This window comes from Paracoccus sp. TD-10 (assembly GCF_048270675.1).
Lineage (GTDB): Bacteria > Pseudomonadota > Alphaproteobacteria > Rhodobacterales > Rhodobacteraceae > Paracoccus > Paracoccus pantotrophus.
The window spans coordinates 1044543-1065344 of sequence record NZ_CP182419.1; the positions used below are offsets into that span (position 1 = coordinate 1044543).

Here is a 20802-nt window from a genome sequence, read left to right on the forward strand (position 1 = left end):
TCAGCCCCCCAGGAAGGTGCGGCGGACCTCGGGATCGGCCAGAAGCGCCTGCCCGCTGTCGGTGTAACGGTTGGCGCCCTGCACCAGCACATAGCCGATATCGGCGATCTCCAGCGCCTGCCGGGCGTTCTGCTCGACCATCAGGATGGAAATGCCGGTGCGGGCGACCTCGATGATACGGTCGAACAGTTCGTCCATGACGATGGGGCTGACGCCCGCCGTCGGCTCGTCCAGCATCAAGAGGCTGGGCTTGGTCATCAGCGCCCGGCCGACGGCGACCTGCTGGCGCTGGCCGCCCGACAGCTCGCCCGCGTTCTGCTTGCGCTTGTCGGCCACGGCGGGGAACAGCTCATAGACCTGGGCCATGGTGTCGCGGTAATCATCCTCGCGGATGAAGGCGCCCATTTCCAGGTTCTCCTCGACCGTCATGGTCGGGAAGATGTTGTGGGTCTGCGGCACGAAGCCCATGCCCTTGCGCACCCGCTCCTGCGGCGTCAGATGGGTGATGTCCTCGCCGGCCAGCGTGACCTGGCCCTCGCGCAGGTGCAGCATGCCGAAGACGGCTTTCATTGCGGTGGATTTGCCGGCGCCGTTCGGGCCGACGATCACCGCGATCTGCCCCTTGTCCACGGTAAGCGTGCAGCCGTTCAGGATGTCGGCCTTGCCATAGCCGCCGCGCATGGCGGTGGCGGAAAGATAGGGCTCTGCCATCACATCTCCCCCGCTGGCTTGCCGTCGCCGCCGCGGCCGGCCTCGGCGCCAAGGCCGGGCTGGGCGCCGTGGCTTTCGCCGAAGGCGGCCTCCTCGGCCACTTCGGCCGCGACCTTGTTCTTCAGGCCGGTGCCCAGATAGGCCTCGATCACCGCCTCGTTCTTCATGATGCTGTCGGCCGAGCCCTCGGCCAGCACCTGGCCCGCCGCCATGACGATCACCGGGTCGCAAAGCCGGCCGATGAAATCCATGTCATGCTCGATCACGCAGAAGGTATAGCCGCGCTCCTTGTTCAGCCGCACGATGGCATCGCCGATGGTGCCCAGCAGCGTACGGTTCACCCCGGCGCCGACCTCGTCCAGGAAGACGATCTTGGCATCCACCATCATGGTGCGGCCCAGTTCCAGCAGCTTCTTCTGCCCGCCGGACAGGTTGCCGGCCTTTTCGTCGGCGAGATGGGAAATGGTCAGGAACTCAAGCACTTCATCGGCCTTCTTGCGAAGCGCGCGTTCCTCCTCGCGGATGCGGCCGCGGCGGAACCAGGTATTGACCAGCGTCTCGCCGCATTGGCTGCCGGGCACCATCATCAGGTTCTCGCGTACCGTCATCGAGGAAAACTCGTGCGCCAGCTGGAAGGTGCGCAGCAGCCCCTTGTGGAACAGCTCGTGCGGCGGCAGGCCGGTGATGTCCTCGCCCGCCATGGTCACGCGGCCGGCGGTCGGTTTCAAAACCCCGGCGATCACGTTGAAAAGAGTGGATTTTCCGGCGCCATTCGGGCCGATCAATCCGGTGATCGAGCCCGTCTCGATCATCAGGCTGGCGCCATCGACGGCGCGGAAGCCTCCGAAATGCTTATGCAGGTCGTGGACCTGGATCATAGTGCTCCCCACCTTCATGCGTTGCATGAAGAATTTCCCTTACGGGATTGTTCTTGATTGTGAAAAGGGTCCGGAGACCGGACCCTTTCCGCGACCTGCGTGTCTTAGCGATAGCCTACGACGTTCAGCTTGCCGCCCTTGAAGTCGACCTCGCGATAGACGCCGGCGCTTTCGCCCGGCTCGATCAGTTCGACCGAGGTGGCGCCGACATAGTCGATGTCCTGGCCCGCCGCGAGCAGTTCCAGCCCCTTGGCCAGTTCGCCGGGATAGATCTTCTCGCCCGGCTCGTTGGCGACTTCCATCACCTTGTCCTTGTAGACCTTGGGGTCCGAGGACTGGGCGGCCTGCATGGCCAGCAGCATCAGCGCGGCGGCGTCATAGGATTCGCCGGCATAGGCCGAGGTGCCGTCGAAGCCGGCTTCCTTGGCGAGCGCGTCGAATTTTTCCTGCCCTTCGCCTTCGGCCGAGGGGTTCTGGCCGAACGAGGTTTCCAGCTGGGTGCCGAACTTCTCGACCAGCACGTTGTTCACCATGCCGTCGGGCAGCACGAAGGTATCGAAGGCGCCGGTGTCGAGCGAGCCCTGGATGACGCCCGAACCGCCCTGGTCGGCATAGCCCGCCACGACCAGCGCATCGCCGCCGGCGGCGGCAAGCGCCGCGACTTCGGCCGAATAGTCGGCCTTGCCGTCGTCATGGGCCGAGACCACGGTCACGGTGCCGCCCTTGGCCTTGTAGGCATCGGCGAAGCTGTCGGCCAGGCCCTTGCCGTAATCGTTGTTGGTATAGGTGACGGCGACGCTGTTGATGCCGCGCTCCAGCACGATATCGGCCATGACTTCGCCCTGGCGCGCGTCCGAGGGCGAGGTGCGGAAGAAGAAGCCCTTGTCGTCGATGGTCGAAAGCGCCGGCGAGGTCGCCGAGGGCGAGATCATCACCACGCCCTGCGGCACGCCGACCTGTTCGAGCGAGGCGATGGTTTCGCCCGAGCACATGCCGCCCATCACGCCCTTGACGCCGTCGGCGGTCACCAGGCGGGTGACGGCCGCAACCGAGGCGGCCGCGTCGGTGCAGGTATTGTCCGCGACCACCGGGGTCACGGTCGAGCCGTCCAGCAGCTTGCCGCTGTCCGAGACCTCCTTCATCGCCAGTTCCGCGCCTTTCTGCATTGCCGGCGAGATCGATTCCAAGGGCCCGGTCAGGCCCAGCGAAATGCCCATCTTGATTTCCTCGGCGCCGGCGGCACCGGCAAGCAAGGCTCCGGCGGCGCTGGCCAGAAGAAGCTTTTTCATCAGTCGTCTCCCTGAGTGGAACATTGTCCTGTCTGACAGGTTATAAGCGCGCGAATGAAAAGAAAAGCATGTTGGCGACTGGACAAAGCGGCAGATCCGGCACTTGCCGCAGCGGAAGTTCGTCTAGCCCGCGCCGGCCGCGCCGCGTTCGCGATAGGGGGTACAGCCATAGGTCGCGCGATAGCATTTCGAGAAATGCGCCGCCGAGGCGAAGCCGCAGGCCAGGGCGATCTCCATCACGCTCATCGGGGTCTGCAGCAGCAGGTGGCGCGCCCGTTCCAGCCGCAGTTCCATGTAGTGCCGCTTGGGCGAGCGGCCCAGATGGCGCGCGAACAGCCGTTCCAGCTGGCGCGGCGACAGGCCCGCCTCGGCCGCCAGGCGGGCCGGGCTGACGGGATCCTCGATATTGGCCTCCATCCGGGCCAGCACCTGCGCCAGCCGGGGGTGGCGCGCGCCGATCCGGGCCGGGCTGGACAGGCGCTGCTGGTCCTCCTCCGAGCGGATGGCGGTGTGGATCATCTGATCGGCCACGCGATTGGCCAGTTCCGCGCCGTGGTCGCGGGCGATCTGGCGCAGCATCAGGTCGATGGCGGCGGTGCCCCCGGCGGCGGTCAGCCGGTTGCCGTCCTCGACGAAGACGGTGCGGATCAGGGTGACATCGGGGAATTTCTCGGCGAACCCGTCCTGGTTCTCCCAATGGATCGTGGCACGGCGACCGTCCAGAAGCCCGGCCTCGGCCAGCACCCAGGCGCCGGTGCAAAGCGCGCCGATGCGGGTGCCGCGCCGCGCCTCGCGCCTGAGCCAGGCCAGCACCGGCCGCGTCGCCGCCCGCGCCACGTCCAGCCCGCCGCAGACCAGCACCGTGTCGCCGCGCCGGGTCTCGGAGAGCGGGCCGTCCAGCAGGATGCGCGTCCCGTTCGAGCAAAGCGCGGTCTCGCCCTGTTCCCCGATCAGCCGCCATTCGTAAAGCGGCTGGCCGGAAAGCCGGTTGGCCAGCCGCAAGGGCTCGATGGCGGCGGCGAAAGAGACCATGGTGAAACGGTCCAGCAACAGGAAGACATAGCGCAGCGCGGGGGCCGGATCGGGCCCAGGAACGGGGGGGGCTGCTGGATCGAGCTCTGGCATGTCGGTCGCGCATCTGGAATTCGCGGCAGATCAGCAGGCAATCGCGCCGCGCGCAAGGCTTTTCCTTTGGTCCTGCACCCTCTATATGGCAGGCAGCGCATGCATGAAGGATAGGATCATGGCACCGACGAATTCCAGTTCCGCGACCCCGGCAAAGGCATGGGACAAGCGTGGCTGGCGCGCCTATCCGCGCGTCCAGATGCCCGACTATCCCGATCAGCCCGCCGTCGCCGCCGTCGAGGCGCAACTGGCCAAATACCCGCCGCTGGTCTTTGCCGGCGAGGCGCGGCGGCTGAAAGCCTCGCTGGGCGAGGTGGCGGCCGGCCGCGCCTTCCTGCTGCAGGGCGGCGACTGCGCCGAAAGCTTTGCCGAATTTTCGGCCGACAACATTCGCGACACCTTCAAGGTCATGCTGCAAATGGCCGTGGTTCTGACCTGGGGCGCGCAGCTGCCGGTGGTCAAGGTCGGCCGCATGGCGGGCCAGTTCGCCAAGCCGCGCTCGGCCCCGACCGAGAAGATGGGCGAGCAGGAGCTGCCCAGCTATCGCGGCGACATCATCAACGGCTTCGACTTCACCCCCGAGGCGCGCATTCCCGATCCGCAGCGCATGCTGGCGGCCTATACCCAGGCCGCGGCCTCGCTGAACCTGCTGCGCGCCTTCTCGACCGGCGGCTATGCCGACATCCACCGGGTGCAAAGCTGGATCAGCGATTTCACCGGCGGCGAGGAAGCGGCGCGCTATCGCGATATCGCCGACCGGATCAGCGACGCCATGGCCTTCATGGCTGCGGCGGGCGTGACCTCGGAAACCGCGCATGAGCTGGGCCAGGTGGATTTCTACACCAGCCACGAGGCCCTGCTGCTGGAATACGAAGAGGCGCTGGCGCGGATCGATTCCACCACCGGCCTGCCGGTCGCCGGTTCGGGCCACATGATCTGGATCGGCGATCGCACCCGCCAGGTCGACGGCGCCCATGTCGAATTCTGCCGCGGCGTGCAGAACCCGATCGGGCTGAAATGCGGCCCCTCGATCAGCGAGGGCGACCTCAAGGCGCTGATTGCCCGGCTGAACCCGGAAAACGAGCCGGGCCGGCTGACGCTGATCGCCCGCTTCGGCGCCGGCACGGTCGGCGACCACCTGCCGCGGCTGATCAAGGCGGTGCGCGAGGAAGGCGCCAACGTCGTCTGGTCCTGCGACCCGATGCATGGCAACACCATCAAGTCGGCCTCGGGCTACAAGACCCGGCCCTTCGATTCGGTGCTGCGCGAGGTGCGCGAGTTCTTCGCCGTCCATCGCGCCGAGGGCACCATCCCCGGCGGCGTGCATTTCGAGATGACCGGCCAGGATGTCACCGAATGCATCGGCGGCGTGCGCGCGGTCACGGACGAGGATCTGTCGAACCGCTATCACACCGCCTGCGATCCGCGGCTGAACGCCAGCCAGTCGCTGGAACTGGCCTTCCTGGTGGCCGAGGAACTGCGCAACCGCCGCATCAATGGCACGAGCAAGCAGGCCAAGGCCGGCTGATCCCCGGCGATGATCGGAAAAAAGGGCGGCGGGCCTTGGCTCTGCCGCCTTTTTCATGCGCGCATGGGCCGGCCCATGCCCGATCCGGGGATCAGGCCGGGAATCAGGGACGGGGGCCGGGCCGCCTTGGCGGCTTGTCGTTGCGGATCAGGCGGAAACGCGCGCGGCGTTCCTCGGGGCTGGCATCGCGGGGCAGGGGGGCGCCGGCATCGGCGGGCGGCGCGCCGTTCCAGCGCGGTGCCGGTTCGGCAAATCCCGGCCGCGAGGGCGAGGGCTCCAGCACCCTGGCGCCCGGAATGACCGGGGAGACAATGTCCGAAAGCAGGTCGAAGCGGCGCGGCGCCGCGCCGATCCGGCCCTCGGCGACCAGGCAGCCAAGCGCCCGGGTCACGTCCCCCAGGTCCGAGCGCAGCGGCAAGAGCAGCATTCGCCCTTCTAGCGCCGGGCGGCCATAGCCGGCGGGCGAGGCCAGCGCGATCTCGGCGATCTGCGGGGCGCGGAACACGCTTTCCAGCACGTCCGACAGCCGGCCCCGCGAACTGGTGTGCAAAAACGCGCAAAGCGGCATGCCCCGCACCTCCATCCCCATCAGGTCGACAAGATGCCGCCCGGCCAAGCGGAACCGGGCAGCACCCGGCGCGATGCGTTCCAGGATGAAGGCATAGTCCAGCGAACGGCGGATGCCGCGCGGCTCGACATCGGCGCGGTCGGGAATGGCGCGGCCATGGCGTAGCCCTTCCCAGTAGCCGCGCAATTCGCCCAAGATGCGCTCGAGCTGGACGGGTTCGTAATCGGCCAGATGCAGCAGCTTGCCGGGCCGAGGCCGAGGCGAATCGGCTCCGTGCGGGGAATCCCCGTCCTCTCCGTGGTCGTTCGCCATCCGTCCCGGCCTTACCTGTCACCCACGAAACCAGCCCTTGCCGCAAATCTAGACCTTTCCCTTCCGGCTGCCGAGCGAATTCTTTACCGCTGGTTAAGAGGTCGCCCCGCGGTGCGGGCTTGACCCTGCTGGCGGGCGGGGCCATTCAGGCGGCGCTGGAATGCGGGGAACAAGGCGGAGAAGGATGGAGCGCAGCGGACTTCTGGTGATCCTGTCCTCGCCCTCGGGGGCGGGGAAATCGACGCTGGCGCGGCGGCTGATGGACTGGGATCCCGGCCTGCGCTTTTCCGTCTCGGCCACGACACGCAAGCCGCGCCCCGGCGAGGTCGAGGGCGAGCATTACTATTTCCGCAGCCCCGAGCAGTTCCGCGCCATGGTCGCCGCAGGCGAGATGCTGGAACATGCCGAGGTCTTCGGCAATTTCTACGGCACCCCCCGCGGCCCGGTCGAAGAGGCGATGCGCGCCGGGCGCGACACGCTGTTCGACGTGGACTGGCAGGGCGGCCAGCAGATCCGCGCCTCGTCGCTGGGCGGACATGTGATCTCGATCTTCGTGCTGCCGCCCAGCCTGCGCGAACTCGAGCGGCGGCTGGTCGGGCGCCAGCAGGACGCGCCCGAGGTGATCGCCGCGCGCATGCGCAAGAGCCGCGACGAGATCAGCCATTGGGCGGAATACGACTATGTCATCGTCAACGATGACCTGGACCGCAGCGCCGAGGCGCTCAAGACCATCCTGCGGGCCGAGCGGATGCGCCGCGCCCGGCAGGTGGGGCTGGGCCCCTTCGTCCGCGCGCTCATGGAGGAGGAAAGCGCATGATCTGGGAACTGGACGGCATCGCGCCGCAAATCGCCGACGATGCCTGGGTGGCGCCGGATGCGCAGCTGATGGGCAGGATCGTGCTGGAGCCGGGCGCCAGCGTCTGGTTCGGCGCCGTGCTGCGCGGCGACAACGAGGAGATCCGCGTCGGCCGCAACTCGAACGTGCAGGATCTGACGGTCTGCCATACCGACATCGGCTATCCGCTGAGCATCGGCGCGAACTGCACCATCGGCCACCGCGCCATCCTGCACGGCTGCACCATCGAGGACGGCGCGCTGATCGGCATGGGCGCGATCATCCTGAACGGGGCGCGGATCGGCGCCGGCTCGCTGATCGGCGCCGGGGCGCTGATCGCCGAGAACAAGGTGATCCCGCCCGGCTCGCTGGTCATGGGGGCGCCGGGCAAGGTGGTGCGCGAACTGGACGAGGCAGCACGCGCGCGGCTGCTGCAATCGGCCGAGGGCTATCACCGCAACGCCGCCCGCTTTCGCCAGGGGCTGGCGCAGGTCGCGCGCGGATGATCGAAGAGCGGCTGCACGCCCTGCTGCGCGGCGTGCCGGTGGCGATGCTGGCGGTGGACAGCCATGCGCGCATCATCGGCGCCAATGAGGCGGCCGAGGCGCTTTTGGGCGCGGTGCCGGGCGGGCGGCCCTTTGTCACCGTGCTGCGCCATCCCGAAGTGAATGCCGCGCTGGATGCCGTGCTGGCCGGGCAGGAGCGGGCGCAGCTGGCCGTCACCCTGGGCGCGGCCGACCGGCGGGTGTTCTGCGAGGTGACGGTCACGGCCCTGCGGGCGCCGGGGCTGCTGGGCGCGGCGGTGGCGATCGTGGACCGCTCGCGCGACGAGGAAACCGAGCAGATGCGCCGCGATTTCGTCGCCAATGTCAGCCACGAGCTGCGCACGCCGCTGACCGCGCTGATGGGTTTCATCGAGACCTTGCGCGGCCCGGCCCGCAACGATCCGGCCGCGCGCGACCGTTTCCTCGACATCATGGAGCGCGAGGCGGGGCGGATGAACCGGCTGGTGGCCGACCTTCTGTCGCTGAGCCGGGTCGAGCAGGACGAGCGCCGCCGCCCGGCGCAGAACCTGGACCTGGCCGGGCTCTTGCGCAGCGTGGTGGCGACGCTGGCGCCCGCGGCCACCGCTGCCGGGGTGCGGCTGGAGTTGCAGGCACCGGCCGGCAAGGTGCCGGTGCCCGGCGATGCCGACCAGCTGGTGCAGGTGTTTCACAACCTGGTCGAGAATGCGGTGAAATACGGCGGCGCCGGCGGGGTGGTGACGGTGACGCTGGAGCGGCTGGCGCATGAGCCGGTGCTGCGCGGCCCGGCCTGGGCGGTCTGCGTCGCCGACCAGGGAGAGGGGATCGAGCCCCAGCACCTGCCGCGGCTGACCGAGCGGTTCTATCGCGTCGACACGCATCGCTCGCGCGAGCAGGGCGGCACCGGGCTGGGCCTGGCCATCGTCAAGCATATCGTGAACCGGCATCGCGGCCGGCTGCGCATCGAAAGCGAGCGCGGGCAGGGCAGCCGCTTCACCGTCATCCTGCCCGAACAGATCGGCCGGATCTGAAGCGGCGGGGCAGCTGAGCTTCGGCACCGGCAAGGTCGGCGCGGGTTCGCCGGCCGGCATCCTCCCGCGGCGTCCATTGCCATGGGGCGGGCGCATCGGTCTTCAGATCGCGTTCAGCATCGACTTTATCACATCGGCCGGCAGCGCGGGATGCACCGCCAGCTTGAGCGTGCGCCTGCCCTTGCGCGGGATCAGCAGCGCGCAGCGCGTGGCCAGGGCCTGCGACCGCTTGGCCGAACAATCGGCAATCACCCCCGCGCGCCAGCGGGAATGCGGGCCGAAGCGCATGACGCTTTCGATGGCGCCGGGCACGTAGCCCTTGGTTTCGGCCGAATCGATCAGGGCGTCATGGATGATGGGGGGCAGGTACATGGGGGATGAAGCTTGGAGTTAACATTTTAATGTAAATTGTTAATCCTTGCCGCCGCCGATGAGTATATGCCCTTTTGAACAGGTCTGCCATACAAGCTTTGCGCGTATGGCGGCCGGCCGGCTCGACCCCCGGCCGAAAGGGGCCGGATCCTGTCCGGAAACGGTCGGATCCGGCCTTGAAACGGCAGCATCACCGGGCCCACGCGCTGCCATGGCGGGCCGAATCGGTACCGTCTTCGGGCCGGGCCTTCGGGCTGGCGGATGCTCAGGGCGTGATCAGGATCGGCGTGCCGTCGCGCACCATGGCATAGACATCCTCGATCTCGGCATCGGTGACGGCGATGCAGCCGGCGGTCCAGTCGGGTCTCTGCCTGGAGAGGGCGCGGCCCTCCGGCCCCTGGCCGTGGATGAAGATGTCGCTGCCCGCGCTGCGGCCCAGCTCGGCGGCCTGCATCGAGTCATGCGGATTGGGATAGGAGATACCGACGGACAGGTGATAGCGGCTGTCGGGATTGCGGCGGTCGATATAGTAAAGCCCTTCGGGGGTGCGGCCGTCGCCCTCGAACTGCTTGTGGCCGACGGGCTCGTTGCCCAGCCCGATGCGATAGGCCTTCAGCACCGTGTTGCCGTTCAGCAGCAGCATCTGCCGCGCGCCCTTGTTGACCACGACCTGCGTCACGGGCGGGCCGGAATAGCTCTTGAACTTGCTGGGGCCGCAGGCCGCCAACCCAAGCAAAAGCCCCAATGCGACGATACGTCCCAGCCAGCCCGTCATCCTGTCCTGCCCCTCGATCCGGTGTTTTGGCCATTTTGCCCCCCAGCGACCGGCCGGGCAATGCAGCCTGGCTTCACGAAATCCTGATGCGGCGTGCCCGGCCCGTGGCAGATTTGCCAGCGCCTCGGAATCGCTGGGCTTTCCTGTTGCGAGAAACGCGGCAGCGGCTAATCATGCGGCCATGAACGACGAAGACGAACACCCCCAACGCTATGCGCTGGTCAACGAACTGCACGCCCGGCCCTCGCCGCGGCTCCAGGCGCCCTGCACGGCGGTGTATCTGGCCATCAAGGAGCCGCGGGACGCCGCCAACCGCGACCGGGGCAGGGATGTCGCGCATCTGGCCCAGCTTTGCGCCCGCCACGGCGCGCCGCGCCCCGATACCAGCGCGGGCCATTACACCGCGCAGCTTGGCCGCCACCAGCTGCGCTGGGAAAGCCATACCGAGTTCGTGACCTATGCCGCCTTTGCGCCCGGCCTGCCGCCGCGGCCCTTCGATCCTTCCGCCGGGGCGATCTTTCCCGAGGATTGGCAGCACCAGGCGCCCGGCAAGCGCGTCGCGGCGGTGATGATCCAGGTCGACATCCTGCCCGACGACCCGGCCGAGATCCTGCCGCGCCTGTCGGAATGGTTCGCGGCCGACAGCATGGCCTCGGTCTGGGTGCTGGAGGAAGCGGCGGTGGTCGCCGGCGATTTCCGCATCGACCCGGCCGGCTGGATGCGCTTTGCGCTTTTCGTCAAGCCGAACACGCAGCCGGGCCGGATCGGCCGCATCGTGCAGCGGCTGCTGGACCTTGAGACCTATCGCGCCATGTCGATGCTGGGCCTGGGGCGTGCGCGCGACCTGACCTGGCAGCTCAATGCGCTGGATCCGCAGCTCAGCGACATCGTCCAGGGCATGAGCGACGAGAGCCGTCCGGCCGACGCGGTGCTGCAAGACCTGCTGTCGGTCTCGACCCGGCTGGAAAGCGCCGCGACCCAGCATGCCTTCCGCTTCGGCGCCAATGCGGCCTATGAGGCCATCGTCATGGACCGCATCGCCTCGCTGCGCGAATCGCGCTTCCTGGGCGGGCAGATGCTGACCGAGTTCATGGCGCGGCGCTATCTGCCCGCCATGCGCACCGCGAAATCGGCCGAGAAGCGGCTCTCGGCCATGCTGGACCGCAGCGAGCGCGCCGGCGAATTGCTGCGCACCCGCGTCGATGTCCAGCGCAGCGCCCAGAACCAGGAACTGATGCAGCGCATGGACCGGCGCGCCGACCTGCAATTGCGGCTGCAGCACACGGTCGAAGGGCTGTCGGTGGTGGCGATCAGCTATTACGCGGTGGGCCTTCTGGGCTATGCGCTTTACCCGCTGGCCCATGCGCTGCATATCGACAAGGCGGTGCTGGTCGCGGTCCTGACCCCCGTCGCGGTGCTGGGCGTCTGGCTGGGGATGCGGCGCATCCGCGCCCGGCTGCATGACGCCGGCCATTAGCCCCCAACCAACCGCCAGGAAGGAGCAACCGCATGATCCAGGCACCATCATCCCTTTCCACCCCGCCTGCCCAGGACCGTTCGTGATGGCCGGGCGGCTTCAGATGTATGGGCTTGCCCATTGCTCGACCTGCCAGAAGGCGCAGGCCGAGTTGCAGGCCGCGGGCTGGCAGGTCGAGTTCCGCGACGTGGCCAAGGCGCCGCTGGACCAGGACGAATGGCAGCGCATGATCACCGATTTCGGCGAGAAGCTGGTGAACCGCGCCAGCCTGACCTGGCGCGGCATGTCCGAGGACGAGCGTGCCGGCACGCCCTTGCAGATGCTTTCGGCCAAGCCCTCGCTGATGAAGCGGCCGGCGATCGTCGAGGGCGACAAGCGGCTGCTGGGCTGGACCGCGAATGTCAAGCGCGCGCTGGGGGTGGCGGCCTGAGTCGCCCCCTGGCCGGCTGCCGAAAAGCGGCGTGGGGCCTCGACCCGGCTCTGGAATCCGGGGCGTTCGCCAGGAACGGCCCGGAAAACGCGAATGTCCGGGCCGAATTGCGCCAGCTTGGGGACCATCTCCTTCGCAGGACGGGCTCAAGATCCTTCCCGGCCGCCCCTAGACGACATAGCGGTCGCGGCGGTGGTTGATCGCGATCACCAGGTTCAGCACCAGCGCGCCCAGGAACGACCAGGCCACCAGCTGCCAGTCGCGCAGCATCAGCGCACAGGCGAACAGGCAGGCGTCGAAGATCAACTGCGTCCAGCCGGCGCGAAAGCCGGTGGCGTCCTGCAGATACAGCGCCACGATGCCGACCCCGCCCAGCGAGGCGCCGTGCCGGAACAGCGCCAGCAGCGCCGAGCCGGTCAGGAATCCCACCAGCAGCGCCCCGACCGCCGGGTGGACATGGCCGAATTGCAGCCCCGCCGGCAGGATGGCGACCAGCGCTGACATCGTGGCGACGGCGATGAAGGATTTCAGCATGAAGCCCAGCCCCAGCCGGCGATAGCCCAGCCAGTAGAACGGCAGGTTCACCACGAAGAAGACCGGTGCGAAGCCCCAACCCGTCGCATAGGAGATCAGGATCGCCAGCCCCGCCGTCTGGCCGGTGACAAAGCCCAGATGCGTCAGCAGCAGCACGCCGACCGCGGCCATGAAACTGCCATAGGCCAGGCCCTGCGCATCTTCGATGGGGCTGTGGCGTGGGGAAGGGGTGTCGTCGCTCATGCGCCTCCTCTTGCCCGCGCCCGGCGGGGCCGGCAAGGGGGCATTGCGATCAGCGCAGCGGCGCGGCGTCGCGGTCTGCGGCGGCGGCGGCTTCGGGCGGCGCGGCGCGGTCGCTGACGGCGGCGGTGAAGGCGCCCTCGGGCTCGCGGCGCAGCACCGCGCGGCTGCCGCCGGCGCGCAGGGTCTCGACCGTGCGGCGATAATCCGCCTCGTCCAGCGCGCCGGTGGCCGACAGGAGCCCGGCGATGCCGCGCAGCATCCCGGCCTGCTGCTGCAAGGCGCCCGGATCAGGGTCGGGACCAAGAATCAACCGGGCGCTGTCCTCGGGCGCCGCGACCGCCTCGTGCCAGCCCTTCATGCTGGCGCGCAGGAACCGGGCCAGCCGCGCCTCGGCCTCGGGGGCGGTCAGGGCGCCGGCCAGGACATAGAGCCCGTCCTCCAGCACCGCGGCGCCCTGGTCCTGCGGATCGAGTTCGACCAGCCCCTCGCCCGGCACCGGGTCGTGGCTGAGCGTGCTGATGCAGGCGGCCTGTTTCTGGCGCAGCATCTCGGCCCCCGACCATTGCGCCAGCAGGCTGACTCCGGACAGGCTGCCGTCGGCGACCAGTCCCAGCCGGTTCAGCCAGGCCTGCAGCGGATATTCCGTGCCGCCGAACCGGCTGCCGATGGTCTTGCCGCGCAGATCGGCGGCGCTTGTCACGCCCGTCTCGCGCAGGCAGGTCAGCCGCAGCGCGGGGCGGGCGAAGATCTGCGCGATATTGACCAAGGGCAGGCCGTTTTCGCGGGCGACCAGCGCGGTGGACATCCAGGCGACCGCCAGATCGGCCTCGCCCCGCGCCAGCGTCTCGAAGGGCGGGGCCGCCTGATCCGCGGCCAGCAGCCGCACGGTCAGCCCTTCCTCGGCGTAATAGCCGCGCGCCTCGGCGACCAGATAGCCGGCGGATTCGGCCGGCGCCACGCCGCTCAGCTGCACGGTCAGATCCTCGGCCCGCGCGGTCAGCGCGGCAAGGACCAGCAGCAATGCGGCCGCGATCGGGGTTTTCGTCATCCGTTTCATCGCCGGCCATGGTTAGACGGCAGGCACCGGCCCCGCAAGCCGGCGCGCCCCACGATGCCGCGAGCGGGTCAGCCGCGCGAATAGACATCCTCGTAGCGGACGATGTCATCCTCGCCCAGATAGGCGCCGGTCTGCACCTCGATCAGCACCATCGGCACCTTGCCGGGGTTTTCCAGCCGGTGAACCGCGCCCAGCGGCACATAGATCGACTGGTTTTCGGTCAGCAGCGTCACGGTTTCATCCACCGTCACCCGCGCGGTGCCGGAAACCACGATCCAATGCTCCGAGCGGTGGAAATGCGATTGCAGCGACAGCGCGGCGCCGGGATTGACGACGATGCGCTTGACCTGGAAGCGGTCGGCCAGCGCCAGCGTCTCGAACCAGCCCCAGGGGCGGTGGTCGCGCAGGAAATGCTCGGCCTGGCGCGCGCCCTTGGCCTTCAGCGCGCTGACCGCCTTGCGCACCTCCTGCGCGCGGTCCATGCCGGCGACCAGAACGGCATCGTCAGTGGCCACGACCATCACGTCCTGCAGGCCGATGCCCACCACCTCGATCCCCTCGTCCTGCGAGCGCAGCAGCACGTTGTCGCAGTCGATCGCGGTCGAGCGGGCATCGGTCACGGCGCCGCGTTCGGCCGGCGCGGCATCCTGGATCTCGCGCCAGACCGCGTCCCAGCCGCCAAGATCCGACCAATGGCCCGAATAGCGCACGACCGACAGGTTGTCGGCCTTCTCCAGCACCGCATAATCCACCGACAGGTCGGGCAGCCGGTCCCAGGGTTCGGGCGCAAGCCGCAGGAAGCCCAGATCCATGCGCGCCTCGGTCAGCGCCGCCTGCACGGGGGCAAGATAGTCGGGCGCATGGGCCTTGAAGGCGTCGACCATGGTGCGGGCGGCGAAGAGGAAGATGCCGGCGTTCCACAGGAAATTGCCCTGCGCGATCATCCGCGCCGCATTCGCCGCGTCGGGCTTTTCGACGAAGCGTTTCAGCACCAGCGGGGCTTCGCCGCCGCTGTCGGTCCCGCCCTCGGCCTCCATGTAGCCATAGCCGGTCTCGGGGCGGGTGGGGGTGATGCCGAAGGTGACGATGCGGCCGGCCCGCGCGGCGGGCAGGCCCAGATCAACGGCGCGGCCGAAAGCCTCGGCATCCGGCACGACATGGTCCGAAGGCGCGACCAGCAGCAGCGCATCGGGGTCTTTTTCGGCGGCGGCCAGCGCGGCGGCCAGGATCGCCGGGGCGGTGTTGCGGCCGGCGGGCTCGATCAGGATGGCCGAGGGCACGATGCCGATCTGGTCCAGCTGTTCGGCGACGATAAAGCGGAAATCCGCATTGGTCATCACCAGCGGCGCGCCGTAGCGCGGTCCCGACAGGCGGCGGGCCGAGGCCTGGAACAGGCTTTCCTCGCCGACCAGCGGGGCGAATTGCTTGGGAAAGCTCTTGCGCGAGACGGGCCAGAGCCGGGTGCCGGAGCCGCCGGCCAGCAGAACGGGGGTGATCGTCATCGAAATCGCTCCATCGGCCTTGGGCCGTTACCTTCGGCCCCCTTATCCGCCGGGTTCCTTTCGCGTGCAAGTTGCGCAAAACGGCAGGATTGCCGGCCTGCTGCCCGAAACAGCCGCTCAATAGCCGCGCACCCGGTCCACCAGGTGCAGAAGCGGCGCGCCCTGCATGGCACGGCGCAGGTTCTCGGCCACCACCGGGGCGGCGCTGGCGGGCCGTGTCTCAGCCGCGACATGGGGGGTGACGGTGACGCCGGGATGGCGCCAGAACGGATGGTCGGGCGGCAGCGGCTCCTGCCGGAATACGTCCAGAACCGCATGGCCCGGCCGGCCGCGGTCCAGTGCCGCCAGCAGGGCCGCCTCGTCGATTAGCGTGCCGCGCCCGGCATTGATGACCGTCGCGCCCGGCGGCAGCAGGGCCAGCCGCTCGGCATCCAGCAGGTTGCGCGTCCCGGCCGTGTCGGGCAGCAGGCAGATCAGGATCTCGGCCCTGCCCAGGGCCTGGGGCAGGGCGTCGCCCGCCAGCACCTCGATCCCCGGCACCGGGCGGCCCGATTGCGACCAGCCGGCGACGCGGAAGCCCAGCCCCGCCAGCGCCAAGGCCACCGCCCGGCCCAGCTCGCCCATGCCCAGCACCGTCACGCCGCGCCCCTGCGCCAGGGGCGGGGTCAGCCGGTTGCGCCAGGCGCCGTCCTGGGCAAAGCGGTCCATGCCCAGATGCGTCCGCAGCGCCCAGCCGGTGCAATATTCCACCATGCCCTGCGCCAGCCCCGGATCGACCATGCGGCAGAGCGGCTGGGTCAGCGTGGGATTGGTCACGATGCGCTCGACCCCGGCCCAGAGGCTTTGGATCACGCGGGCGCGGGTGAAGGGGGTGAAGTCCAGCGCCTGCCCGTTCTCGGGATAGCCGGGCGCATAGATCAGCGCGTCGAAGCCCGCCGGATCGCCGTCGCGGCACAGCTCCATCTCGGGGCAGGCCGCGCGCAGGGCGGGGGACCAGGCATCCCACAGATGTGCGGGGGCGGCGAACAGCACCCGCATCCCCTCAGCCCCGCGGCCGGTGGACATGGGCCGATTGCACGATGCCGAAAGCCATCAGCAGGATCATCAGCGAGGTTCCTCCGTAACTGACCAGCGGCAGGGGCGAGCCCTTGGCCGGCAACATGCCCATCACCGTCGCCATGTTGATGGAAAAGTAAAGGAAGAACGTCCCGGCGATGCCGATGGTCATGAGGCTGGCGAAGCGGTCGCGGTTGGTCAGCGCCGAATACAGGCAGAAGCCCAGGATCAGCACGTAAAGCATCAGCAGCGATCCCGCGCCGACAAAGCCGAATTCCTCGGCCAGCGAGGTGAAGATGAAATCGGTGTGCTTCTCGGGCAGGAAGTTCAGCCGCGACTGCGTGCCCTGCATGAAGCCGCGCCCCGACCAGCCGCCAGATCCCAGCGCGATCTGCGCCTGGGCGATGTTATAGCCCGCGCCCAAGGGGTCCGATCCGGGGTCGAGGAAGGTGTCGATGCGACGGAACTGGTAGTCGTGCAGCAATTGCCAGTCGGTGCCGCGGCTTTCCATCACCGCGGTGATACCGGCCACGACGATGGCGATGACGCCGGCGAAATACCACAGGCTGACGCCGGCTGCGAACATGACGATGCCGCCGCCTGCGATCAGCATGATCGAGGTGCCCAGGTCGGGCTGCATCAGCACCAGCCCCGTCGGCAGCAGGATCAGCACCACCGGCACCAGCACCCAGAACGGGCGCGAGACCTTTTCCACCGGCAGCCAGTCGTAATAGGCCGCCAGCGTCAGCACGAAGGCGACCTTGGTCAGCTCCGAGGGCTGGATGCGGATCGGCCCCAGCACCAGCCAGCGCTGCGCGCCCATGCCGACATGGCCCATCACCTCGACCAGCACCAGCAGGCCGACGCAGATCACGTAGGAGGCCACCGAGATCGAGCGCCAGAACCAGATCGGCACGAAGGCCAGCGCGAACATCAGCACCATGCCGACGGCGAAGCGTTCCATCTGCGGGCCGGCCCATCGGTCGATGTCGCCGCCCGAGACGGAATAGAGCATCAGGAAGCCGATGCAGCTGACCGCGGTGACCAGGAAGACCAGGGGCCAGTTCAGATACAGGATCTTGCGCCAGCCGGTCGGCACCTGCGCGACGTGATAGTCCAGATAGCTCATGGCTCAGGCCCTTGCGCGTCCCTCGCCCTTGCGGGCCGAGGGGGTCAGGTTCAGGCGCGACCACATTTCCTGCACCTTGGCGCGCTCGGATTCGGGATAAGCGGTCAGCGGCGGCAGGCCGTCCGCCAGCGCATAAAGCAGGATGTCGCGGGCGATGGGGGCCGCCACCGCACCGCCGCCGCCGCCATGCTCGACCACGACCGAGACCGCATAGCGGGGCATCTCGTAGGGCGCGAAGCAGACGAACAGCGCATGGTCGCGCCGGTTCCAGGGCAGCTGGTCGTTCGAGATCACGCCGCGGGCGCGTTCGGCGGCGGTGATGTTGCGCACCTGGCTGGTGCCGGTCTTGCCGGCCATCTGCCATTCCGGCGCCAGGATGCGCGAGCGGCGGGCGGTGCCGCGGGGCGCGTTCATCACCGCGTCCATGCCCGCCCGCGCCGTGCGCAGGTTCAGCGGGTTGATGTCCAGTTCCGGCCATTCCGGCACCGGCTCGGCCACGCCGTCGATGGCGCGCACCAGCCGCGGCGCCACCGCGCGCCCCGTCGCCACCCGCGCCGTCATCACCGCCAGCTGCAACGGCGAGGCCAGGACATAGCCCTGGCCGATCGAGGCGTTGAGCGAATCGCCCACCTGCCATTCCTGGTCGTAGCGCGCCTTCTTCCAGGCCCGGTCGGGCGCGATGCCCTCGGCAATGGCGGACATGGGCAGGTCGTGGCGCACGCCGATCCCCAGCTTGCGCGCCATGGCGGCGATGCGGTCGATGCCGACGCGCTGCGCCAGTTCGTAGTAATAGACGTCGCAGGAATGTTCGAGGCTGCGCAGCGCATCGACCATGCCGTGCCCGCCCCGGCTCCAGCAGTGGAAGCGCCGCCCGGCGACCTGGGTATAGCCGGGGCAATAGAAGCGCGAACCGGCGTTGATGACCCCGGCCTCGAGCCCTGCGAGCAGCGTCACCATCTTGAAGGTCGAGCCGGGCGGATAGACACCCTGCACCGTCTTGTCGGCCAGCGGGCGGTGGTCATGTTCCATCAGCGCGCGATAGTCCGGGCCCGAGATGCCGCGCACGAACTTGTTCGGATCGAAGACCGGCGAGGAGGAAATCGCCAGGATGTCGCCGTTGGTCACGTCGATCACCACCGCCGCGGCGCTTTCGCTGCCCAGCCGCTGGGTGGCGAAATTCTGCAACCCCGCGTCCAGCGTGGTCTGCACCGTGGCGCCCTGCTGCCCCTCTTGCCGCGACAGCTCGCGCATCTCGCGCCCGGCGCTGTTCACCTCGACCCGGCGCGAGCCGGCCTTGCCGCGTAGCGCCTCTTCCAGCTTGGCCTCCATGCCGACCTTGCCCAGCTGGAACTCGGGCAGGCGCAGCACCGGGTCGGGATCCTCGATCTTCGAGAGGTCGTAATCCGAGACCGGGCCGACATAGCCCAGCACATGCGCGAAATCGCCGGCGCGCGGATAGCTGCGCGACAGCCCCGCCTCGGGCGTCACGCCGGGCAGGGCCGGGGCATTGAGCGCGATCGAGGAAAACTCGTCCCAGGTCAGGCGGTCGGCCACCAGCACCGGGGTCACGGCGCTGCGCCTGTGGATCTCGGCCAGGATCTCGGCGGCCTGGCGGTCGCTCATCGGGATAATGTGGCGCAGCCGGGCGATCACGGCCGAGACATCGCCCGCCTCCTCGCGGGTCAGGGTGACGCGATAGTTCTGTTCGTTGCCGGCGATGATGGTGCCGTTGCGGTCCAGGATCAGCCCGCGCGCCGGCGGCAGCAGCCGGATCTTGATCGAGTTGCCGTCCGACAGCATCCGGTATTCGTCGGCATGTTCCACCTGCATCGAGCGCAGCTTCAGCCCCAGGACCGACACCACCGCCGCCTGGATCGTCCCCAGCATCAGCACCCGGCGGGTGATGAGCCGGCTGCTTTCGGCGATTTCGCGTTCCGATTTGCGCATGGCTCAGCGATGCCTCGTGTCTCGTTCGGCGCGGCCGCGCGGCAGGCCAAGCGCCCAGCCGGCAAGGCCCGCGACCAGCGGATAGGCGGCGATCGTGGCGATGAATTGCAAGATCACCTGCCCGAACGGGGGAAGGGGCAGGAAAAATACCGCCAGCAATACGCGGTTTGCCACCATCATCAGCGCCAGGAGCGTCGCCACCCGCAGCCATTCAACCATGAAAGGCAGTTCGCGCCAATGCGGCTCGCGCTTTCTTGCGGCCTCGGTGACGATGACGGCCAGGGCGGCGCCCAGGCCGATGGGGCGCATCAGCAGGATGTCCTCGATCAGGAACAGCGCGGCGATGGTCGCGACCGGCACCTGTTCGGGACGGCGCAGCACCCAGACCAGCACCAGGCACAGCGCCAGGTCCGGCCCCGGCCAACCGATGCGGCCCGGCGCCAGCGGCAGAAGCCGCCAGAACAGGATCGCCAGGAACAGCGCCACGAACAGCGCCTGCCCCAGGAACCGGCGGCGGCGGGCGGGATCAATCATCCCCGGCCCCGGCTGCGGCCTCGGAATTCTCGCCGGCCGCCTGCATGTCGGCCAAGGGCGGCAGGGGCGGGCCGATGAAATCCGCCGGCGGCGGTGGGATCAGCAGCCCGGTATCGGAAAGCTGCTCGGCCGGGTGGCTGCGCAGCACGCGCAGGAATTCCAGCCGGCCATAATCGGCGGCCAACCGCACCCGCAGCCGGCCGTCGCTGGCCAACGCCACCTGGCCGACCGGCAGGCCCGGCGGGAACACCCCCCCGTCGCCCGAGCTGATCACCCGGTCGCCGGGGCGCAGGTTTTCCGGGCTTTCGATGAAGTCCAGCGCCGGCAGGGCGGTGTTGTCCCCGGTCAGCAGCGCATGCTGGCCCGAGGGCAGGATCGTCACCGGGATGCGGCTGGAGGGATCGGTCAGCAGCATGACCCGGCTGGTGGTCTGCCCCACGCCCGAGATGCGCCCCACGAGCCCCAGCCCGTCCATCGTCGCCCAGCCGTCCAGGATGCCGTCGCGCGCGCCGACGTTCAGCAGCACCGACTGGCGAAAGGCCGTGCCGCTGTCGGTCAGCACCACGCCCGAGACCGAGGTCAGCGCGGGGTCGATCCTGACATTGTTCTGCGCCAGAAGCTTGGCGTTTTCCTGTTCCAGCTGCACGGCCGCCTCTTTCCAGGCCGCCATCTTCTGCAGCTCGCGCCGCAATTCCTGGTTCTGCTCGTAGAGCCGGGCATAGGACTGGAAACCCGAGACCATGCGCGACAGCTTCGTCACCGGCGCCATCACCCAGTCGAAACTGGGCACGAAACGGTCGATGAAGGCGGCGCGCATGCGCTCGGCGCGCGGGCTGTCGATCTGCCAGAACAGGAACACCGCCAGCAGCACCAGCACCAGCAGCGAAACCAGGATGCGGCGGACCGGAGCCGCGTAATCAGGGCCCTTGCGCGCCATGGGCCAAA

Annotated in this window: 21 protein-coding genes; 6 read left to right on the top strand and 15 right to left on the bottom strand. The window is 68.8% G+C overall.

All coding sequences use genetic code 11. The annotated features are described in order from the left end of the window. The 4 genes from ACNKFW_RS16120 to ACNKFW_RS16135 all read right to left on the bottom strand — a co-directional run bounded on the left by ACNKFW_RS16120 (window position 1) and on the right by ACNKFW_RS16135 (window position 4003). Window positions 1-711: an ABC transporter ATP-binding protein gene (locus ACNKFW_RS16120; RefSeq protein WP_024844779.1), complete on the bottom strand. Its 711-nt coding sequence runs from the start codon at window positions 709-711 to the stop codon at window positions 1-3. Next, window positions 711-1589, bottom strand: a complete 879-nt coding sequence (locus ACNKFW_RS16125; protein ID WP_024844778.1) for an ABC transporter ATP-binding protein — start codon at window positions 1587-1589, stop codon at window positions 711-713. Before ACNKFW_RS16125 ends, ACNKFW_RS16120 begins: the two co-directional genes overlap by 1 nt. A gap of 104 nt (window positions 1590-1693) precedes the next feature. Further along, a complete protein-coding gene (locus ACNKFW_RS16130; protein ID WP_024844777.1) occupies window positions 1694-2878 on the bottom strand; it encodes an ABC transporter substrate-binding protein in 1185 nt (394 codons plus the stop codon). 123 nt (window positions 2879-3001) lie between these two features. Continuing rightward, window positions 3002-4003: a GlxA family transcriptional regulator gene (locus tag ACNKFW_RS16135; RefSeq protein WP_147428869.1), complete on the bottom strand. Its 1002-nt coding sequence runs from the start codon at window positions 4001-4003 to the stop codon at window positions 3002-3004. A 118-nt stretch (window positions 4004-4121) separates the two neighbouring features. On the opposite strand from ACNKFW_RS16135, the gene ACNKFW_RS16140 reads away from it, so the two are divergent. Continuing rightward, window positions 4122-5531, top strand: coding sequence for a class II 3-deoxy-7-phosphoheptulonate synthase (locus ACNKFW_RS16140; RefSeq protein ID WP_036747694.1), 1410 nt, complete (start codon window positions 4122-4124; stop codon window positions 5529-5531). A 103-nt stretch (window positions 5532-5634) separates the two neighbouring features. Here the strand turns inward: ACNKFW_RS16140 and ACNKFW_RS16145 are convergent, their stop codons facing one another. Then, window positions 5635-6411, bottom strand: coding sequence for a PAS domain-containing protein (locus ACNKFW_RS16145; RefSeq protein ID WP_147428870.1), 777 nt, complete (start codon window positions 6409-6411; stop codon window positions 5635-5637). Between the two features lie 184 nt (window positions 6412-6595). Here ACNKFW_RS16145 and gmk point away from each other — a divergent pair, with 184 nt between their 5' ends. Genes gmk through ACNKFW_RS16160 form a run of 3 tightly spaced genes read left to right on the top strand, consistent with a single transcriptional unit; the run spans window position 6596 to window position 8801 of the window. Beyond that, window positions 6596-7228 carry a guanylate kinase gene (gene gmk, locus ACNKFW_RS16150; protein WP_024844773.1) on the top strand — a complete coding sequence of 211 codons (633 nt, stop codon included), beginning with the start codon at window positions 6596-6598 and terminating at the stop codon, window positions 7226-7228. Continuing rightward, a complete protein-coding gene (locus ACNKFW_RS16155; RefSeq protein WP_147428871.1) occupies window positions 7225-7752 on the top strand; it encodes a gamma carbonic anhydrase family protein in 528 nt (175 codons plus the stop codon). Before gmk ends, ACNKFW_RS16155 begins: the two co-directional genes overlap by 4 nt. Beyond that, window positions 7749-8801 (top strand): ATP-binding protein, encoded by a 1053-nt coding sequence (locus tag ACNKFW_RS16160; RefSeq protein ID WP_147428872.1) that lies wholly within the window; start codon window positions 7749-7751, stop codon window positions 8799-8801. Before ACNKFW_RS16155 ends, ACNKFW_RS16160 begins: the two co-directional genes overlap by 4 nt. Window positions 8802-8903: 102 nt before the next feature. Here ACNKFW_RS16160 and ACNKFW_RS16165 read toward each other — a convergent pair whose 3' ends face one another. Both ACNKFW_RS16165 and ACNKFW_RS16170 read right to left on the bottom strand, forming a co-directional pair. Further along, window positions 8904-9173, bottom strand: coding sequence for a hypothetical protein (locus ACNKFW_RS16165; protein ID WP_024844770.1), 270 nt, complete (start codon window positions 9171-9173; stop codon window positions 8904-8906). Window positions 9174-9438: 265 nt separating this feature from the next. Continuing rightward, on the bottom strand, window positions 9439-9948 hold the full coding sequence (locus tag ACNKFW_RS16170) for a L,D-transpeptidase family protein (protein WP_147428873.1): 510 nt from the start codon (window positions 9946-9948) through the stop codon (window positions 9439-9441). A 181-nt stretch (window positions 9949-10129) separates the two neighbouring features. Between ACNKFW_RS16170 and ACNKFW_RS16175 the strand changes: the two genes are divergently transcribed. Both ACNKFW_RS16175 and ACNKFW_RS16180 read left to right on the top strand, forming a co-directional pair. Then, complete coding sequence (locus ACNKFW_RS16175; RefSeq protein ID WP_147428874.1) at window positions 10130-11425, top strand: DUF3422 family protein; 1296 nt, start codon at window positions 10130-10132, stop codon at window positions 11423-11425. Between the two features lie 85 nt (window positions 11426-11510). Continuing rightward, window positions 11511-11855 carry an arsenate reductase family protein gene (locus ACNKFW_RS16180; protein WP_036747688.1) on the top strand — a complete coding sequence of 115 codons (345 nt, stop codon included), beginning with the start codon at window positions 11511-11513 and terminating at the stop codon, window positions 11853-11855. A 168-nt stretch (window positions 11856-12023) separates the two neighbouring features. Here ACNKFW_RS16180 and ACNKFW_RS16185 read toward each other — a convergent pair whose 3' ends face one another. The 8 genes from ACNKFW_RS16185 to mreC all read right to left on the bottom strand — a co-directional run bounded on the left by ACNKFW_RS16185 (window position 12024) and on the right by mreC (window position 20794). Next, window positions 12024-12632, bottom strand: a complete 609-nt coding sequence (locus tag ACNKFW_RS16185) for a YitT family protein (RefSeq protein WP_147428875.1) — start codon at window positions 12630-12632, stop codon at window positions 12024-12026. A 49-nt stretch (window positions 12633-12681) separates the two neighbouring features. Beyond that, the gene (locus tag ACNKFW_RS16190) at window positions 12682-13680 is read right to left on the bottom strand and encodes an ABC transporter substrate-binding protein (RefSeq protein WP_244314455.1); all 999 of its coding nucleotides are present in this window, start codon (window positions 13678-13680) and stop codon (window positions 12682-12684) included. A 77-nt stretch (window positions 13681-13757) separates the two neighbouring features. Further along, complete coding sequence (locus ACNKFW_RS16195) at window positions 13758-15191, bottom strand: mannose-1-phosphate guanylyltransferase/mannose-6-phosphate isomerase (protein WP_147428877.1); 1434 nt, start codon at window positions 15189-15191, stop codon at window positions 13758-13760. A gap of 117 nt (window positions 15192-15308) precedes the next feature. Then, window positions 15309-16256, bottom strand: a complete 948-nt coding sequence (locus ACNKFW_RS16200; protein ID WP_231486796.1) for a 2-hydroxyacid dehydrogenase — start codon at window positions 16254-16256, stop codon at window positions 15309-15311. After that, on the bottom strand, window positions 16234-17376 hold the full coding sequence (rodA, locus tag ACNKFW_RS16205; RefSeq protein ID WP_024844762.1) for a rod shape-determining protein RodA: 1143 nt from the start codon (window positions 17374-17376) through the stop codon (window positions 16234-16236). The genes ACNKFW_RS16200 and rodA overlap by 23 nt, the downstream gene beginning before the upstream one ends. Window positions 17377-17379: 3 nt before the next feature. Further along, window positions 17380-19323, bottom strand: a complete 1944-nt coding sequence (mrdA, locus tag ACNKFW_RS16210) for a penicillin-binding protein 2 (RefSeq protein ID WP_147428878.1) — start codon at window positions 19321-19323, stop codon at window positions 17380-17382. Between the two features lie 3 nt (window positions 19324-19326). Further along, window positions 19327-19857 carry a rod shape-determining protein MreD gene (locus ACNKFW_RS16215; protein WP_024844760.1) on the bottom strand — a complete coding sequence of 177 codons (531 nt, stop codon included), beginning with the start codon at window positions 19855-19857 and terminating at the stop codon, window positions 19327-19329. Beyond that, window positions 19850-20794 (bottom strand): rod shape-determining protein MreC, encoded by a 945-nt coding sequence (gene mreC / locus ACNKFW_RS16220; RefSeq protein WP_024844759.1) that lies wholly within the window; start codon window positions 20792-20794, stop codon window positions 19850-19852. The genes ACNKFW_RS16215 and mreC overlap by 8 nt, the downstream gene beginning before the upstream one ends. Window positions 20795-20802: the final 8 nt, after the last annotated feature.

What these genes read in the sequence shown, in the direction of transcription:
- ACNKFW_RS16160 (WP_147428872.1), top strand. Translation starts at nt 7,749, where the DNA reads ATGATCGAAGAGCGGCTGCACGCCCTGCTGCGCGGCGTGCCGGTGGCG.
- ACNKFW_RS16200 (WP_231486796.1), bottom strand. Translation starts at nt 16,256, where the DNA reads ATGTCCACCGGCCGCGGGGCTGAGGGGATGCGGGTGCTGTTCGCCGCC.
- ACNKFW_RS16215 (WP_024844760.1), bottom strand. Translation starts at nt 19,857, where the DNA reads ATGATTGATCCCGCCCGCCGCCGCCGGTTCCTGGGGCAGGCGCTGTTC.
- ACNKFW_RS16145 (WP_147428870.1), bottom strand. Translation starts at nt 6,411, where the DNA reads ATGGCGAACGACCACGGAGAGGACGGGGATTCCCCGCACGGAGCCGAT.
- ACNKFW_RS16170 (WP_147428873.1), bottom strand. Translation starts at nt 9,948, where the DNA reads ATGACGGGCTGGCTGGGACGTATCGTCGCATTGGGGCTTTTGCTTGGG.
- mrdA (WP_147428878.1), bottom strand. Translation starts at nt 19,323, where the DNA reads ATGCGCAAATCGGAACGCGAAATCGCCGAAAGCAGCCGGCTCATCACC.
- ACNKFW_RS16130 (WP_024844777.1), bottom strand. Translation starts at nt 2,878, where the DNA reads ATGAAAAAGCTTCTTCTGGCCAGCGCCGCCGGAGCCTTGCTTGCCGGT.
- ACNKFW_RS16140 (WP_036747694.1), top strand. Translation starts at nt 4,122, where the DNA reads ATGGCACCGACGAATTCCAGTTCCGCGACCCCGGCAAAGGCATGGGAC.
- rodA (WP_024844762.1), bottom strand. Translation starts at nt 17,376, where the DNA reads ATGAGCTATCTGGACTATCACGTCGCGCAGGTGCCGACCGGCTGGCGC.
- ACNKFW_RS16155 (WP_147428871.1), top strand. Translation starts at nt 7,225, where the DNA reads ATGATCTGGGAACTGGACGGCATCGCGCCGCAAATCGCCGACGATGCC.
- ACNKFW_RS16120 (WP_024844779.1), bottom strand. Translation starts at nt 711, where the DNA reads ATGGCAGAGCCCTATCTTTCCGCCACCGCCATGCGCGGCGGCTATGGC.
- ACNKFW_RS16165 (WP_024844770.1), bottom strand. Translation starts at nt 9,173, where the DNA reads ATGTACCTGCCCCCCATCATCCATGACGCCCTGATCGATTCGGCCGAA.
- ACNKFW_RS16195 (WP_147428877.1), bottom strand. Translation starts at nt 15,191, where the DNA reads ATGACGATCACCCCCGTTCTGCTGGCCGGCGGCTCCGGCACCCGGCTC.
- ACNKFW_RS16175 (WP_147428874.1), top strand. Translation starts at nt 10,130, where the DNA reads ATGAACGACGAAGACGAACACCCCCAACGCTATGCGCTGGTCAACGAA.
- mreC (WP_024844759.1), bottom strand. Translation starts at nt 20,794, where the DNA reads ATGGCGCGCAAGGGCCCTGATTACGCGGCTCCGGTCCGCCGCATCCTG.
- ACNKFW_RS16180 (WP_036747688.1), top strand. Translation starts at nt 11,511, where the DNA reads ATGGCCGGGCGGCTTCAGATGTATGGGCTTGCCCATTGCTCGACCTGC.
- ACNKFW_RS16135 (WP_147428869.1), bottom strand. Translation starts at nt 4,003, where the DNA reads ATGCCAGAGCTCGATCCAGCAGCCCCCCCCGTTCCTGGGCCCGATCCG.
- ACNKFW_RS16125 (WP_024844778.1), bottom strand. Translation starts at nt 1,589, where the DNA reads ATGATCCAGGTCCACGACCTGCATAAGCATTTCGGAGGCTTCCGCGCC.
- ACNKFW_RS16190 (WP_244314455.1), bottom strand. Translation starts at nt 13,680, where the DNA reads ATGACGAAAACCCCGATCGCGGCCGCATTGCTGCTGGTCCTTGCCGCG.
- gmk (WP_024844773.1), top strand. Translation starts at nt 6,596, where the DNA reads ATGGAGCGCAGCGGACTTCTGGTGATCCTGTCCTCGCCCTCGGGGGCG.
- ACNKFW_RS16185 (WP_147428875.1), bottom strand. Translation starts at nt 12,632, where the DNA reads ATGAGCGACGACACCCCTTCCCCACGCCACAGCCCCATCGAAGATGCG.